The sequence below is a fragment of the Bradyrhizobium sp. HKCCYLRH2047 genome (assembly GCF_051168175.1).
Lineage (GTDB): Bacteria > Pseudomonadota > Alphaproteobacteria > Rhizobiales > Xanthobacteraceae > Bradyrhizobium.
This window is the reverse complement of record NZ_JBNPUM010000007.1, coordinates 63,370-81,514: the sequence shown is the minus strand read 5'-3', so window position 1 is coordinate 81,514 and position 18,145 is coordinate 63,370. Positions and strand designations below refer to the sequence as shown.

The window sequence follows — 18,145 nt, the reverse complement described above, 5'->3', positions numbered from 1 at the left end:
ATCGTCCCGCCGCATCGACCAGCACGACGCGCGCGCCGGCATCGCGAACGGTTGCAGCAAGCCGCGCCGGTGGATGATCGGGATCGAGCGGCAGATAGGCGGCGCCGGCCTTGAGGACGGCAACGAAACCGGCGACGAGATCGGGCGAACGCTGCATCGAGAGCGCGACGAGCTCGCCGGGTCGAACGCCGAGCGCCAGCAGATGCTGCGCGATGGCATTGGCGCGGCGATCGAGCGCCTGATAGCTGATCGTCTCGGCTCCGAACACCAGGGCTGTCGCGCCCGGCGTTTCCTTGGCGTGCCGCGCGAACATCCGGTGCACCGACTGGAAGGCCGCGCGCGCGGGCGCGCAGGCATTCCACTGCCTGACGTCGTCGCGCTGCCGGTCCGACAACAGCTCCAGCGCCGCGATCCGGCGCGTGGGATCTGCGACCATTTCCTGCAGGATCGTCAGCCAATGGCCGGCGAGCCGCGTGATGGTCGACCGCTCGAACAACGCGGTGGCAAAGGAAAACAGCGCCGAGACGTCCCCCGACGGCAATTCCTCGCTGTCGAGCGCGAGGTCGAATTTCACCGTCTCAATCTCGGCCGCGATCGTCTCGATCTGCAATTCAGAGCTAGCCGGCGCATGCGCCGGCCCGCGCCGATGCTGATGGTTGTAGAGCACCTGGAACAGCGGCGTCTGGCTCAGGCTGCGCTGTGGCTGCAACACGTCGAGCAGCCGTTCGAACGGAAGGTCCTGGTGATCCCTGGCCTCGAGCGAAGCCGCGCGCAGCGTTTCGACGACGTCGGCGATCGTCCCCAGGCTGTCGATCCGCGTCCGCAGCACCTGGGTGTTGACCAACAGCCCGATCAGGCGCCGCGTTTCCGGCCGATCGCGATTGGCGAGGGGAACGCCGATGCTGATGTCGTCCTGGCCGCTGTAGCGATAGAGCACCAGCTTCAGTGCCGCGAGCAGCACGACGAACAGCGTCGTGTGATGTTGCCGCGCAAGCTCGCGCAGACGATCGGAAAGCTCGGCGCCGAGTGACAGGCGTATGGCACCGCCGGATTGGTCGGTCTGGGCCGAACGCGGCCGATCGAACGGCAGTTGCAGCATCGCCGTGTCGTGCAGCCGGCCGGTCCAGTAGCGGAGCTGCCGCTCCTCCTCCACCGCGCCGAGCCACAGCCGCTGCCAGGCGGAGAAATCGGCGTAGTCGATCTCGAGCGCCGGCAGCGAGGCGGTCTCGCCGCGGACGGCTGCGCGATAGAGCTGCCAGAACTCGTCGGTGAGGACCTGCATCGACCAGCCATCGGCGACGATGTGGTGCAGCGTCACCGAGAGAACATGGTCGTGCTCGTCGAGCCTCAGCAGCGCCGCGCGCAGCAGCGGTCCGGATTCGAGATCGAACGGCAGCGCCGCTTCCTCACGCAGCAGCCGGCGCGCCTGCTGCTCGCAATCATCGCCGGCAATCTCGATGCGGCGAAGCGCGACCGGCGCCGGCGGTCCCACGATCTGCTCCGGCTCGCCGCCGTCCTGCCGGAACGTGGTGCGGAGCGCGGCATGGCGCATGACCAGCTCGTCGAGCGCCCGTTGAAGCGCGGCGGCATCGAGACGGCCCCGCAGCCGGATCGCGACCGGCATGTTGTAGGCGGAGCCGTCCGGATCCATCCGCCACAGGAACCAGAGGCGGGCCTGCGCGAACGACAACAGCGCGCGCTGCAGCTGCTGCCGGGCGATCGGCAGAATCGAAAGATCGATGCCCTTGGCCGCCAACTGCGTCAGGAAGGCGCGCTGCTTTGGCGCGTCGAGACGCACCAACCGGCGCGCGATCTCGCTGAGCTGCTGGGCCTGAAGTCCGGACTGATCATTCATTGGCGAACTCGACTTCTTCAAGCAGATCGAACATGGCGGCGATGTCATCGTTGCGCCTGCTCATCGGCGCGTCCGCGGCGAGCGCGGACGCCATGGTCTCGACCGTGGTCAGTTCGAACAGCCGCTTCAGCGGCAGCTCCCGCGCGAGATCACGCTTGATGCGGCCGACGAGCTGGACGGCCACCAGCGAGTCGCCGCCGAGCTCGAAGAAATCATCGGTGACGCCGACCTCCGGCCTGTGCAGCAGCTCGGCCCAGATCCCCGCGAGCGCAGCCTCGGTCGGATTGCGCGGATCGACGCGCCGCGCCCCCGGCGGCGTCGCATCCGGCCGCGGCAGCGCCTTGCGGTCGATCTTGCCGTTCGGGGTCAGCGGCAGCTCCGGCAGCACGATGACGCGCGAGGGCACCATGTAGTCCGGCAGCGCCGTTGCGAGCGCGGCGCGCAGCTCACTGCCATCGAGCGGGGCCTCGCCGCCGACATAACCGACCAACTGACGGCTGCCGCCGAGCTCGTGCGCGGCGACGACGCTGTCGCGCACGCCCGGCTGCTCCCGCAGCCGCGCCTCGATCTCGCCGAGCTCGATCCGATGCCCGCGGATCTTCACCTGATGATCGGCGCGGCCGACATAGTCGAGCACGCCATCGGCCCGCCAGCGCGCGAGGTCCCCGGTCCGGTACAGCCGCGCGCCGTCGTCGCCGAACGGATCCGGAATGAAGCGCTCGGCACTCAGCGCCGCGCGTTTCCAATAGCCGCGCGCGAGCCCGTCACCACCGATGAAGAGCTCGCCGGTGACGCCGACCGGCGCGAGGTTGAGCTCGCCGTCGAGCACGTACAGTGCGGTGTTGCCGATCGGGCTGCCGAGCAGCGGCACCGGATTCGCGCCATCGAGGCGGTGGCGCGCCGACCACACCGTGGTCTCGGTCGGCCCATACAGATTCCAGACCTCGCAGCTCTCTGCGTTCAGCCGCCGCGCCAGATCCGAGGCCAGCGCCTCCCCGCCGCTCAGCAGGCGGCAGCCCTTCGGCAGCCATGGATCAGGATCGGCCGCGTCGTGATCGAGCAGCATGCGCCAGCTCGATGGCGTCGCCTGGATCATGGTCACGCCGTGCCGTGCGACCATCGCCTTGAGGGCCTCGGGATCATGGGCCGCGGCACGGTCGGCGAGCACGACCTGGGCGCCATTTGTGAGTGGCAACCACAGCTCCAGAACGGCGATGTCGAAGGACAACGACGTCAGCGCGAGCACGCGGTCGCCGGCCGCGATGCCCGGCTGTTCGGCCATCGTCGCCAGGAAGTTCGTCAGCGCGGCATGGCGCACCATCACGCCCTTCGGCAGCCCGGTCGAGCCGGAGGTGTAGATGACGTAGGCGAGGTTCTCGGGGTGCACGTCGACGGAAAGATTGTCGGTCTGGCCGAGGCCATCGCCGGCCGCGACCTCGAGCAGCCAAGCCTCGGCCTCGCTCCGCTCCAGCACCGGCGCGAACCGGTCGTGCAGCGTGGCCTGTGTCAGCAGCAGCTTGGCACCGCTGTCGTTCAGCATGTGCGCGAGACGCTCGGCGGGATAGTCCGGATCGAGCGGCAGATAGGCCGCGCCCGCCTTGAGCACCGCGAGCAGCGCCACCATCATCGCGACGCCGCGCTCCAGCGCGAGCCCGACCACCACATCGGGGCCGACGCCGCGATCCCGCAGCCGCCGCGCCAGCCGGTTCGCCCGCGCATTCAACGCGCCGTAACTGATCGTCTCCGGTCCATGCACCAGCGCGACCGCATCCGGCGTTCGCGCCGCATGCACCTCGAACTGCCGATGCACGCAGAGCGCACTTGCACCGCTGGTCGCCGTCGCATTCCAGGCCTGCAGCAGCCGCGCGCGATCATCGTCCGGAACGACGTCGATCCGGCGCACAGGCGTATGCGGCGCCTCTTCCAGTGCCAACGCGAGTTGATCGAGCGATTGCTGCATCATCGCGCCGACCCGCTCGGGCGCGACCGGCGCCGCGACCTGGACCGTCAGGTGAAGCCCATGGCCGTCATCGTCCACCGCCAGCATCAGCGGATAGTTGGTGCGCTCCTCGCCGCCGAGCCATTCGACGCCTTGCGGGAGCTCAGCATCCACCTGCGCATCCTGTCTCCGGCCGTGCCGATAGTTCAAGATCGCGGAAAACAGCGGCGTCGGCGGTGCGACACCGCTGCAGCGCTGGGCCATCGCCAGCGAGGCATGCTCATGCGCCATCAGCTCCGCCAGCCGCGCATGCGCCGCGCGAACGCTGTCCTCCACCGACGTGCCGTCGAGATCGAGCCGCACCGGCAGCGTGTTGATGAACAGGCCCAGGCTGCGGCCGGTATCGTGACCGGCCTGCATGCGGCCGAGCAGCACGGTGCCGAACACGACCTGCTCGCGCCCGCTGCTGCGCGCCAGCACCTGCCCCCAGGCGACATGACAGAGGCTGGCGAGGCTCGCGCCAAGGCGCCGCGCCTGTGCACGCAGCCGCGCGTCGAGCGCGGCCGGCAGGGGCAGCCTTGCCTCGCGCACGCCGTCGCCGTCGCTGCGCACCTCCATCAATCCGAACGGTGCCGTGGGCGCATCGATGTCGGCGAGCATGCCGCGGAAGAAACGCTGCTGCGCATCCTGCCCGGCGGGCTTGCGCGTTTCGGCGACAAGATTGCGGAATGGAATCGGCGGAGGCAGATCAGCGCGGCGCCCCGACAGAATCAGCTGCACCTCCTCATGCAACGCCTGCAGCGTGGTATGGTCGCCGACCATGTGATGCAGCAGGACCAGCAGCAGCAGGCGATCATTTTCCTCGTCACGGGCGACAACCAGACGCAGCAACGGCGCCCGGGTCAGATCGAGCCGGCAGGATCCCGGATCGAAGCGGCGGGCCAGCTCGACCTGAGCCGGCGCGTGACCTTCGAGCGCGACTTCGGTGACGCTCAGCGGTGCGTGGCGCCAGACCACCTGCGCCGGAACCGACAACCCATCCCAGAGGAACGACGTCCGCAGCACGTCGTGCCGGTCGATCACGTCCTGAACCGCGGCGAGATAACGATCCAGCAGATCGCGGCCCGCGAATGCCATCTGTGCGACCAGCACGTAAGGATCGCCCTCGGTCGCCAGCAGATGATGGAACAGGATTCCTTCCTGCAACGGCGACAGCGCGTAGATGTCCTGGACGTTGGCGACGCCGCCCGGCACCTGGGCGACCACGCGGTCGATCTCGGGCTGGCTCAGCGCGATCAGCGGCAGCATGTCCGGCGTGATGGCCGCGCTCTCCGGCGTGATCAGGTTGGCGGGGATCGCAATCTCCTCGCCGGGCCGCAGGCTGGCCGCGAGATCGCGCAGCACCGGCCTGGCGAACACCATGTGCGCATCGACCGTCAGTGCATGGCGCTTCAGCCGGTCCAGCATGCGGACGACGAGCAGCGAATGGCCGCCGAGCTCGAAGAAATGATCGTTGCGGCCGACGCGCTCGATGCCCAGCAGCTCGCGCCAGATGGCCGCGAGGGCCTGTTCGATTTCGCCCCGAGGTGGATCATAGGCGCCGCGGCCGAACGCTTCGTCGTCCGGCGCCGGCAGCGCCTGCCGATCGACCTTGCCGTTGGGTGTCAGCGGAAACGCATCGAGGCGGACGATCGCCGAGGGAACCATGTAATCCGGCAGGCACGCCTGCAATTGCCCGCGCAGCTGCGCGGCCCATGCGGCGGCGTCATCGGTGTCGTCTGCCGGCACCACATAGGCGACGAGCCTGAGATCGCCCTGCGCATCGCGCCGCGCCAGCACCGCCGAGTCCCGCACGGCGGCTTGCGCATTCAGCCGATGCTCGATCTCACCGAGCTCGATACGGAAGCCGCGGATCTTCACCTGATGGTCGTTGCGGCCAAGAAATTCGATATTGCCGTCGGCCAGATGGCGGCCGAGGTCACCGGTTCGATACATCCGCGCGTCGGCCGACAGCCCGAAGGGATCGGCAGCAAAGCGCTGCGCCGACAGATCCGGACGGTTGAGATAGCCGCGCGCAACCCCTGCCCCGCCGATCCAGATCTCACCCACGGCACCGCGCGGCACCGGCATGCCCTGGGCGTCGAGCAGATAGATGCGCGCATTGGCGATCGGGCGCCCGATCGGGACGATACCGCCGGCAAAGCCGGCTGGACGACGCCACGCGGTGGCGCAGACGGTCGCTTCCGTCGGGCCGTAGGCGTTGAAGACCGCAATCTCCGACGGCAAAACCTCGAACAGCTCCGACTTCGGCAACTCGCCGGCAAGAACCAGCACCTCGAGCCCGGAGAGCCGCGCGAGGTCCGAGCGGCCCTGCAGCATCGCGGGCGGCAGGGTGGCGTGGGTGATGCGATGGTCGGCGAGATAGTTCAACAGCTCGGCTGCGTCGCGATGCTCGCGGCTTCCGAGCAGATGCAGCTCGGCGCCGGCGCAGAGCGCCATGACGATGTCCCACACGCTTGCGTCGAAACTGAAGGAGGCGAACTGCGCGACCCGGCTGTCCGGACCGGTGTCGAACAGCCCGATCTGGGCCTGCGCGAGATTGACCAGGCCATGGTGCTCGATCATCACCCCCTTCGGCCGCCCGGTGGAGCCCGAGGTGTAGATGACATAAGCGAGATTGCGCGGCGTCACGCCGCGGGCATCAACATCCGGCGCGCTGTCCGGCAGCCCGCTCCAGGCCGGTGCATCGCTTTCCACATCGACCACGGGGCATGCCACGTCGCCGAGCGCACCGGCGCTCTCGCGGTCACGGAGCAGCAGCATCGGCTGGGCATCGGCCACGATCTCGCGCAGCCGTTGCGGCGGATAGGTCGGATCCAGCGGCAGATAGGCGGCGCCGGCTTTGAGGACCGCGAGCACGCTGACGATCGTATCGACGCCGCGCTGCTGGCAGATCGCGATCAGCCGGTCCGGACCGGCGCCCAGCGCGACGAGGTGATGCGCGAGGCGATTGGCGCGCAGCTCGAGCTCCCGATAGGTCAGTCTGACCTCGTCATGGACCAGCGCCACCGCTGACGGCCGGCGGCGTGCCTGCTCGGCAATGAGATCCTGGATGCAGCAGTCGGCCGGCGTGAACGATCGGGTGCAATTCCAGCTGTCCAGCAGCAGCGCACGTTCCTCGGCCGGTAGCAGCTCGATGCGGTCGACCGGCTGGCTGGTGTCAGCGACCATGGCGCGCAGCGTAGCCAGCAGATAGCCGCGATAGCGCCGCACGGTCTCGGCGTCGAACAGCGCCGTCGCGTAGTTGATCTTGCCGGAGATGCGGCCACGGCTCTCACTGAGATCGAGCTCGAGATCGAACTTGACCTTGTGCTGCTCGGTCGCAAGGCGCTCGACCGCCAGGCCGGGCAGCGCCAATGAGCCGATATCATGGCTCTGCCATGCGAACACCACCTGGAACACGGGCGTGTATTCCGGATGCCGCGGCGGCTGGAGCGCCTCGACAAGATGCTCGAATGGCAGGTCCTGATGATCCTGCGCCGCAAGAACGGCCGTCTTCACTCGCTCGATCAGCTCGACCACAGCAGGATCATCCGAGAGGTCGAGCCGCAGCGCCAGCATGTTGACGAAGAAGCCGGCCAGGCCTTCGAGCTCCGAACGCATCCGATTGGCCGTCGGCGTGCCGATGACGAGATCCTGCTGGCCGGCCAGCCGCGACAGCACGATCGCCCAGGCCGCCAGCACGATGACGAACGGGGTGGCGCCGAGCGCGACGCTCAATTGCCTGATATCGGCCGAAAGACCGTCGTCGATCTCGACAGGCACCGCTGCGCCAGCGTCGGATCGCGGCGTGGGACGCGGACGGTCCGTCGGCAATGCCAGCACGGATGGCGCGCCCTGCAGCACGGCGGTCCAATGATCGAGCTGCCGCTGCAACCGATCTGCCGTGAGCGCATGGCGCTGCCATGCTGCATAGTCCGGATACTGAATCGCCAGCGGCGGCAACGGATCGTCGCCGCCTGCGGCGAAGGCGCCATACAGCGCCGAGAGCTCGCGAACGATGACGCCCATCGACCATCCGTCGGAGATGATGTGGTGCTGGCTGAGCAGAAAGACGTGATCATCATCGCCGAGACTGATCAGGTGGCCGCGGATCAACGGACCCCGAGCGAGATCGAACGGCGCGCGCGTCCACGCATTCAGCAGGTCGGCCAGCCGCGTCTCGCGGTCCGGCCGGCTGCGAAGATCGTGCATCTCCAGCGGCAGGCCGGTATCCGGCGGCAACAGCATGGCTCGCGGCTCGCCCTGCTCGGCAACGAAGACCGTCCGCAGCGCCTCGTGGCGGGAGAACAGCCGATCGAGGCTGCGGCGCCATGCGCCGATGTCGAGCCGGCCCCGCAGCCGCAGCGCGACGTCGATGTGATAGTTCGTGCCTCCGCCCTCGAGCTGTGCCAGCAGCCAGAGCTGCTGCTGCGCGAAGGAGAGCGGTAGCCGACCCCCGCGATCGATGCTTGGGATGGTGTTGACGTCGCGTCTGCCGGCGTTGCGGCCGCGCTGCCGTGCGCGCGAAGCCAGCTGGCGCAATGCGTCCGGATCGAGGTCGCGCAGTCGAGGCTGTCCTGATTGTCCGCTCATGATAGCTCCGCCGTCATCAGGTCCTCGAGCTCACCTTCGGCGAACTCCTGCTCGATCAGCCTGATCGAGAGGACGCGCGCGAACTCCGCCAATTCGGGATGAGCGAACAGCTCGGACAATGGCATCGACGTGCCGAACTCCTGCGCGACGCGGCTGAGCAGCCGTACCGCCAGCAGAGAGTGGCCGCCGAGCTTGAAGAAGTGATCCGCCCGCCCGACACGGTCGAGACCGAGCAGCTCCGCCCAGATGCCGGCCAGCGTGCTCTCGATCTCGCCGACCGGAGCCTGATGGTCGTCCCGCGCCTCGCCTTGCGACGTCGTCGGCAGCGCCTTGCGGTCGATCTTGCCGTTCGGCGTCAGCGGCAGCCGCGGCAGCACGACGACGCGCAACGGCACCATGTAGTCCGGCAGCACGGCCGCGAGCGCCGCGCGAAGCTCGCCGCCATCCAGCATGCTCTCGCTGCTGACATAGCCGACCAGGGTCCTGCCGCCGCCGAACTCCTGCGCGACCACGACGCTGTCGCGGACGCCGGGCAGCGCGCGCAGCCGCGCCTCGATCTCGCCGAGCTCGATGCGATGTCCGCGTATCTTCACCTGGTGATCGGCGCGGCCGACATAGTCGAGCGCGCCATCGGCACGCCAGCGCGCCAGATCGCCGGTCCGGTACAGCCGCGCACCGGGGCGGCCGAACGGATCCGGAATGAAGCGCTCCGCGCTGAGCCCGGCGCGCCTCCAATAACCGCGGGCCAATCCCTCGCCGCCGATGAACAGTTCGCCGGCCACGCCGGGCGGCAGCAGATTGAGATTGGCGTCCAGCACGTAAAGCGTGGTGTTGCCGATCGGACCGCCGAGCACCGGCGTTGGATCATCGGAGTCCAGCCGGTGACGCGCGGACCACACCGTGGTCTCGGTCGGCCCATACAGGTTCCACACCTCGCCGCTCAGCGCGACGAGCCGCCGCGCCAGATCGGGAGCCAGCGCCTCGCCGCCGCTGAGCGCGCGACAGCCAAGCGGCAGCCTCGCGGCCCCGTCATGATCGAGCAGCATGTGCCAGCTCGACGGCGTCGCCTGGATCAAGGTCACGCCGTGCCTGGCCACGATCGCCTTCAGCGCCGCCGGATCCTGCGCCGACGCCCGGTCGGCCAGCACGATGCGTGCGCCCCGTGTCAGCGGCAGCCACAGCTCCAGCACCGCGATGTCGAACGACAACGAGGTCAGGGCCAGCACGCGGTCGTCGGACGTGATCCCCGGCTGCTCGGCCATGGTCGCCAGGAAGTTCGTCAATGCGCCGTGGCGTACCATCACGCCCTTGGGCAAGCCCGTCGAGCCCGAGGTATAGATGACGTAGGCAAGGCTCTCAGGATGAATGGAAAGGTCGAGATTGTCGGTGTCGCCGCCCTCGTCGGCACGATCCAGCAGCCAGGCCTCCACTCCGCCGTCGGCCAGCGCGCGCGTGAACCGATCCTGTAGCGGGGCCTGCGTCAGCAGCAAGTTCGCGCCGCTATCACGGAGCATGTGGGCGAGGCGCTCGGCGGGATAGTCCGGATCGAGCGGCAGGTAGGCGGCGCCGGCCTTCAGCACGGCGAGCAGCGCCACGATCATCTCGGCGTCGCGCTCCAGCGCCAGTCCGACCAGGACATCGGCGCCGATCCCGCGCGCGCGCAGTCGCCGCGCCAGCCGGTTGGCGCGTGCGTTCAACTCGCCGTAGCTGATCCGGCGGTCGCCGCTGACGATCGCAACCGCGTCCGGGATGGCCTTCGCGCGCGTCTCGATCTGCGCCACAAGGCCGGGCACCAAATCGCTGAACGGCGGCCGGCATGAGGTCTCGCCGACCGCTGCTCCGCTCCAGCGCAGGACGCACGCCAGTGTCTCACCGTCGACCATTCGAAGGCTGCCGACCGGACGGGTGGCATCCGCCGATATCTGCGTCAGCCAGTCCCGCAACGATGCGCTCACCTGGCGAACCGCATGATCGTCCAACTGCGCACGATCGTAATTGAAGTCGAGGCGCAGCCCCTCCGGCCCGTCGAACACGATGATCGCGATCGGATAGTTGGTCGGCGTCACGTGGTCGACGCGCCCGATCTGCGGCCCGGCTCCGTCGCGCGCGGTGAGCGCCCGATCGATCGGATAGTTCTCGAACACCATCAGGCTGTCGAACAGCGGCTGCCCTGCCCTGTCGGCCAGGAGCTGGATCTCGTGCAGCGGCAGCCACTCATAGTCGCGCGCCGCAACGCTGTGCGCCTGCAGCGCGCGCAGCCAGTCGCCGGTCGCGGTGTGCGGATGCGCGCGGTCGATCAGCGGCAGCGTGTTGATGAAGAGGCCGACGATGTGCTCGGCGCCGGCCAGCTCGGCCGGACGGCCCGAGACCGTGACGCCAAAGCAGACCGCTCTTTGCCCGGTATACTGCCGCAGCAATTGCGCCCAGGTCCCCTGCAGCAGCGTGTTCATCGTGATGCGCTGCTGTGTCGCGAACCGCCGCAGGCGAGCCGCGAGATCGCCGTCCACGCGCAAAGTCAGCCGGCCATGGCCGCTCGCAGCGTCGATCGCGCGGCTGGCGCGCAAGGCACCGGCCAGCGGCGTGGGCTCGAAATTGCGCAGCGTCTCGCGCCAGACATCCGCGGCTGCCGCCTGGTCTCGCGTCTGCAGCCAGGCGATGTAGTCACGATAGCTGCCTTGCGCCGCCGACGGCGCATGGCCGCCGATCTGCTGAAGGACGTCGGCAAGCAGCCGCGCCGAGCTCCAGCCGTCAAGCACGATGTGATGATGCGTCCAGATCAGCCACAGCCTGTCTTCGCCGAGCCGGATCAGCCGCAGCCGCTGCAGCGGCGGCCGCGTGATGTCGAAGCCAGGCTTGCGCTCGTGCACCGCCGCCTCCGCGAGCGCCGCATCGATCTCCGCCGCGGCGGCGCCATCAGCGATACGGCCACGCCAATCCTCCTCGACCACGGGCACGTCGAGCTGGCGGTAGACGATCTGCTGGGCCGCGCCGGACAATTGCTGCCAGACAAACCCCGTCCGCAGCGCCGCATGCCGCGCGCTCGCCGCCTGCCATGCCGCACGCACCTGCGACGGCGTCACCCCGCGGAGCTCGATCGAGAGCTGGTTGACATAGACATCATCTGCGCCGTCGCGCAGCGCATGGAACAGCAAGCCCTGCTGCATCGGCGACAGCGGATAGATGTCCTCGACGGAGCGACTGTCGATCGTCGCGCAGAGCCTGTCCAACGCCGCCTGATCGAGCCCCGCGAGCGGAACGTCGGACGGGGTCAGACCGCCGGCAGCGCCGAGGCAGTGATCGACGAGACCATGCAGCGCCGCGCGATAGAGCTCCGCGAGCCGTTCGACGGTGGCGCGCCGATAGCGCCGGCTGCCATAGCGGAAGCCGAGACGCAGTTGCCCGTCGCGCACCTCGCCATTGATGGTGAGCCAGGCCCGCAACGGCGTGTCTGCGGCCCGCATCGGTCCCGGATTCTCCGGCGCGATCCGGTACGGCGCCGACGCGCCGAGCTGCCCATCGAAGCGGCCGAGATAGTTGAAGACGATGCGCGGGCTTGGCGTCTGCGATAGCGCCTCACGCTGCTCCTTCGCGCCGAGATAGCGCAGGACGCCATAGCCGAGCCCACGGTCGGGCACGGCGCGCAAGCTCTCCTTGACGCGGGCGATGAGCGCACGGTCGGTCTCGCTGCCGCCGTCGAGACAGACCGGAAATGCGGTGGTGAACCAGCCCACCGTCCGCGTGAGATCGACGTCCGCAAAGACATCCTCGCGGCCGTGGCCCTCGAGCTCGATCGCGACGCCATCGATCCCGCTCCAATTCCAGAGCGCACGCGCCAGCGCCGCCAGCAGCAGGTCGTTGACCTGCGTGCGATAGGCCGCAGGCGCGGCATCGAGCAGCTGTTCGGTCAGCTCCGCCTCGACGTTGAGCACGACCTCCTCGGCCTCGGCCTCGACATCGGCGCCGCCATGATCGTCGTCACAGGGCAGCGCGCGGCCGCGCGAGGACGCCAGCCAGAAGGCCATCTCGCCAGCCAGCCGATCGGACGCCGCATGCGCGCGCAGCCGCTGCGCCCACGACGACGGCGCGGAGCTCGTGGACGGCAGGGTGACGGCGGCCGCCTGCCCTGCCAGTTGCTCATAGGCCATCGCGATGTCCTCGAGCAGGATCCGCCATGACACGCCGTCGACGGCGAGATGATGGATCGCGATCAGCAGCCGTTGGCTGCCGTCGGCCATGTCGAACCCGACCGCGCGCAGCAGCGATCCCGAGGCCAATGACAGGCTCGCCTGTGCCGCCGACGCGATCGCGTCGATGTCGGCCGGCTCGACGGCCGTGCGGCTCCAAAGCAGCTCCGCGTCGGCAGGCAGATCGGCCGGCGCCGCCTGCCATTCGCCCGCGACCTGACGGTACGTCATGCGAAGCGCGTCGTGATGCCTCACCACGACATCGAGCGCCCGCTGCAGCACGCTCCAGTCGATCCGGTCCCGCGGGATCAGCAGCACCGCCTGGTTGAAGTGATCGCGGTTGGGAATGTCGTCGGCAAAGAAGCGCAATTGGATCGGCAGCAGCTCCGCAGCGCAGGCGTTCATTGCGTTGCGTGCTGCTGCCGGCGGCGTCATGGCCGGTGCGGAGGTGGTCGCAACCACACCGGCCAGCGCCGCTATCGTCTGCTGCGCGAACATCTGCTTCGGCGTCAGCCTGACGCCGCGCTTGCGCAGCCGCGCGATGATCTGGAGGCTCAGAATGGAGTCGCCGCCGAACTCGAAGAAATTGTCATTGCGGCCGATCCGCTCGCGGCCGAGCACGTCCTGCCAGACCTCCGCGATCGCCTGCTCCACCGCGCCGACAGGGGCGGCATAGGACAGCACGACGTCCTCGTCCGGCTGCGGCAGCGCCGCGCGGTCGAGCTTGCCGTTGGCGGTCAGCGGCAGCCGCTCGAGCACGACGAAGCGCGAGGGCACCATGTAGTCCGGCAGCATCGCCGAGAGCTGGTGCCGCAGCGCCTCCGGCTGCAACACGACGTTTGTCGCGGCAACACAATAGGCCACGAGCTCCTGGCGTTCCCGCTCCGCGTCGACGGCGCGGACCACGACGGCGGCATCGGCGACGCCATTCAACGAGCAGACGGCGCGGCCGATCTCGGCGGGCTCGACGCGGTAGCCGCGCAGCTTCACCTGATCGTCGCGCCGGCCCACGAACACGACCCGACCCGCCTGATCACAGCGCACCAAATCGCCGGTGCGGTAGAGGCGTTCGCCTGAGACTCCGAACGGATCGGGGACGAAGCGCTCGGCCGTCTGTCCAGGCGCGCCGCGATAGCCGCGCGCCAGCCCGGCGCCACCGATGTAGAGCTCACCAGCGACACCGGCCGGCACGATATTCAACGCATCGTCGAGAACGTAGGCGCGCAGGTTCGCAAGCGGCAATCCGACCGGCACCACACCTTCGGCGTCGGCGTCCGTCCACTCATGGGTCATCACGCCGACCGTCGTCTCGGTCGGGCCGTAGTGATTGACGATCCGGCAGTGCGGCCGCAGCCGACGGACCTCTGCGATCAGGCCGGGATCGCAGGCCTCGCCGCCGAGGATCAGCACGTCGCGTGGCAGGATGTCGGCCGAGCGCCGCGCCCGCAACAGGCCGCGCAGATGGCTCGGCACGATCTTGAGGACGCCGATCTCGCCATCGCGCATCGCTTGCGCAAACGCATCCGCATCGAACGCAGCATCGGCCGGCAGCAGGTTCAAGGTCACACCGCTCGCGAGCGCGCCGAACAGCACGGTGTGGCCGAGATCGGCGGCGACCGTCGAGACCATCGCCATGCCGCCGCCGGCAGGCGGCTGCAGTCGGGACAGCAGCGCCTGCACGTAGTTGGCGAGCGCGCCGTGCGAGACGGCAACTCCCTTGGGCGCGCCGGTCGAACCCGAGGTGTAGATGATGTAGGCGGTCTGCGCCGGATGGGGCCGCGGGGCATCGAACGCGGACGCATCGCCGCGCTCAGTGCCGTCGAGTGTACGACAGGCCAGCGCCCTCGCCGCAGCCAGATGCTCGCCGGTTGCGATCAGGATGCCAATCTCGCCGTCCCGAAGGATGCGCGCAACGCGCGCCACCGGCCACGCCGGATCGAGCGGCACGACGGCGCCGCCCGCCTTGAGGACGCCGAGCAGCGCCGCGACGAAGGCCGGCGACCGCTCGATCCACAACGCCACCGGCGTCTCGCGCGTGACGCCGGCCGCGACGAGCGCGCCCGCGATATGGTCCGACCAGCGCGCCAGCTCGGCTGCGCTGACAGTATTCTGTCCCTGACGTAGCGCGACCCGGTCGTCGCGGCCCGCAAACGCAGCGCCGATCAGATCGAGGATATCCGTCGCGGGGAAGCTCTTCGCCTCCGCTGCGACGGTCTGCCTGACGTCCCGCGCGATCGCGAAGTCGCGTAGCGGCCGGTCGGGACCGGCCGCGATCTGCCGCAGAAAATCGACGAGCTGGCCGCCGATCCGCTCGACCGTGGCAGCATCGAACAGATCCGTCGCGAAATTCAGGCTCGCATCCATGCCCGCCGGGCTGTCGACGATGTCGAGCGCGAGATCAAAATGCGAGCCGGCGAGATCGACGATCCGCGTCTCGGCGCGCAGGCCGTCGCCGAGCGCAAGTCCGGCCGGCGCGGCCATGTAGTTGAACTTGACCTGGAACAGCGGATTGTGGCCGCCGGAGCGGGCCGGCTTGAGCGCATCGACGAGACGGTCGAACGGCAGATCCTGATGCGCGAGCCCGGTGATGACCTCCTCTTTCGCCTGCGCCAGCAGTTCGGCGAAGCTCATGCCGTCGGCCACGTCGGCCCGCAACACCAGCGTATTGACGAAGCAGCCGATCAACGATGCCAGCTCGGCCTGCCGGCGGCCGGCGACGGGCACGCCGACGCGCAGGTCGGAGCGGCCGGAGTAGCGGAACAGCAGCAACTGATAGGCGGCGAGCAAAAGCATGAACATGCTGACGCGATGCTCCCTGGCGAGCGCGCGCAGCTTCAGCGCCAGATCGGGCGGGATCGCGAGGTGGATGGTGTCGCCGCGATAGCTCGGCACCGCCGGTCGCGGCCGGTCGAACGGCAAGGCGAGCGGCGTATCCGCATCGCCGAGCCGCCCGCGCCAATAGGCGAGCTGCTGCGCGGCCTCGGGGCCGGCGAGCCACTCCCGCTGCCAGGCGGCGTAGTCGGCATATTGGATGGCGGATGGCGGCGGCAGCGCGACTGCTCCGCGCCGGAGCCCGTCATAAAGCGTAGCGATCTCAGCCAGCAGCACGTCGAGCGAGAGGCCATCGGCGACGATGTGATGCGCCGACAAAAGCAGTTCGTGGCGATCGTCCGCGAGCTGCATCAGCACCGCGCGCAGCAGCGGGCCATCGACGAGATCGAACGGCCGCGCCAGCTCCTCGCGTGTCCGCGCCGCGGCCCGCGACGCGCGCTCCGCTGCCGGCCTGCGCCGTAGATCCTCGACCGCGACGGGAATCTCGGTTGCCGCATGGATCACCTGCACGACACGACCGTCCGGCGCGGCAAAGCTGGTGCGCAGCGTCTCGTGTCGCGCAATGATCTCGGTCAGCGCCTGCACCAGCAGCGCCTGATCGAGCGCGCCGTCGAAGCGGAGCGTGCAGGCGATGGTGTAGGCCGTGCTGGCCGGGTCCATGCTCCAGAGGAACCACAGCCGCTCCTGCGCGGGCGACAGCAGTTCGCGCACGCCCGCCGGGGCCGGCTGCAGCGGCGCCAGCGCTCTTGCATCGGTGCCGGCCGCATCGACCAGCGCCGCAAGCGCTGCGAGCGTCGGCGCATCGAAGAAGCTGCGCAGCGCGAGCTCGATTCCGAACTGCTCGCGCACCATAGCCGCGACCTGGGCGGCTGCGACCGAATTGCCGCCGAGCATGAAGAAGTCGTCGCCGCAGCCGACGGCCGTGACCCGGAGCACATCCCGCCAGATCAGCGCAAGACGGCGTTCGGTTTCCGTTGCAAGCTCCGAGGACGGCGACCGGTCCGCCGCCTCACGCCGCCGCTCGAACACCCTAAAACTGTCGAGCGTGCCGTGCGCCCACCCGGCGCGGCAGGCGGAGCGCTGCAGCTTGCCGCTGGTGGTCAACGGCATGCCCTGCGGGTTCAGCAGCACGACCACCGCCGGATAATCTTGCGTCTGCCGCATGACCGCATCGCCGATCGCCTTGATCAGCACATCGGCCGGCGTCCGCCGCAGCACCGCCCTGCTGAACTCGGCCGCCACGCCGATGCCTTCGGCGCCATCGATCTCGACCGGGAAGGCCGCGACGCGCCCCTTCCGGACCGAGGCCACGTCGGACTCGACAGCCTGCTCCAGGTCGAATGGATAGATGTTCTGGCCGCGAACGATCAGCAGATCCTTGAGCCTCCCGGTGACGACGAGCTCGCCGTCACGGACGAATCCGAGGTCGCCGGTCCGCAACCAGCGCGCGCCGTCGCGAAGGACGAACGTCTGCTGCGTCGCCTCGGGATTGTTCCAATAGCCCTGCGCGACGCTCGGACCCGCGACCCAGATCTCTCCGACTTCGTTCGCCTCGGCCTGGGCGGACGCATCGGTTCTCATGATGCGGACGGCGTGACCGTCGGCCACGGTGCCGCAGACCATCAGGTCCGTCCCTGCGTCGGTATCGGCAACACGGCCGCCAGCGAGTGCTGCGGAATCGAGCATATGACAAGCCGCCAGGCTCGCGCTGTCGCCTGCGGTCACCAGCAAGGTCGCCTCGGCAAGGCCGTAGCAAGGCGTCAGAACGCGAGGATCGAGGCCCGCGGGCCGGAAGCGCGCGGCAAAGCGATCCAGCGTCGCGCGCCGCACGAACTCCGAGCCGGAGAACGCGAAGCGCCAGCGGCTAAGGTCCAGGTGCGCGATCGCCGCATCCGAGATCCGGTCCGCGCAGAGCGCGAATGCGAAGTCCGGCCCGCCGCTGCAGGTGCCGCCGTGGCGATCGATGGCCTCGAGCCATCGCCGCGGCTGCTCGAGGAAATTGCGCGGCGTCATCAGCACCGCGGTGAAACCGGTGAACAGCGGATTGAGCAATCCGCCCATCAATCCCATGTCGTGATAGAGCGGCAGCCAGCTGACGAACACGTCATCCCGGGTGCCGCCGAGCACCGCCTCCATCGCAATCTCATTGGCGACGAGGTTTCGGTGGGTGACGCAGACGCCCTTCGGCTGCGATGTCGAACCCGACGTATATTGGAGGAACGCGATCGCATCGCCGTTCAGCTCCGTCTCGCGCCAGGAGACGGCCGCGCCGACCGGCACCTCGTCGACGGCAACGACATCGGCCCGGATCTGGCCCACACAGGCCGTGACGGCGTCGCGAAGCCGCGCCTGGGTAAGAATGAGCCGCGGCGCGGCGTCGCGCAGGATGCCGTCGAGACGGCTCGCGTAGCGCTCCCTGCCGGCCTCCGGCGGATAGGCCGGCACGGCGATGACCCCGGCATAGAGGCAGGCGTAGAACGCGACTGCATAGTCCGGCCCGTTCGGCAGCAGGATCACGGCCCGCTCGCCGGCTCGCGCGCGCTCCTGCAGATGCGCGGCAAGAGCGCGGATGCGCAGGTCCAGCGCCGCGAATGACAGCTCGTCGACGACGTCGTCACCTTCGATGAAGCGCAACGCCGGATGGTCGGCGCGCGAGGCGGCATGCTCACGGAGTCGTTCGACGAGGGTCTGTGGCGGCAT

General features: G+C 69.1%; 3 protein-coding genes (1 of these 3 cut by a window edge). All 3 read right to left on the bottom strand.

Annotated elements, in window-relative coordinates; translation table 11 throughout:
* Tightly spaced (each overlapping or abutting the next), the 3 genes in view from ACQR1D_RS17925 to ACQR1D_RS17915 form a layout consistent with a single transcriptional unit that may run on beyond the window.
* Window positions 1-1,855, bottom strand: partial view of a non-ribosomal peptide synthase/polyketide synthase gene (locus tag ACQR1D_RS17925; RefSeq protein WP_434838924.1) — the beginning only. Its footprint begins 14,546 nt before the window's first position; the window shows 1,855 of its 16,401 coding nt (coding positions 1-1,855); its start codon is at window positions 1,853-1,855; the stop codon falls past the left edge of the window.
* A complete protein-coding gene (locus tag ACQR1D_RS17920) occupies window positions 1,848-8,429 on the bottom strand; it encodes an amino acid adenylation domain-containing protein (protein WP_434838923.1) in 6,582 nt (2,193 codons plus the stop codon). The genes ACQR1D_RS17925 and ACQR1D_RS17920 overlap by 8 nt, the downstream gene beginning before the upstream one ends.
* Window positions 8,426-18,145 (bottom strand): amino acid adenylation domain-containing protein, encoded by a 9,720-nt coding sequence (locus tag ACQR1D_RS17915; RefSeq protein ID WP_434838922.1) that lies wholly within the window; start codon window positions 18,143-18,145, stop codon window positions 8,426-8,428. The genes ACQR1D_RS17920 and ACQR1D_RS17915 overlap by 4 nt, the downstream gene beginning before the upstream one ends.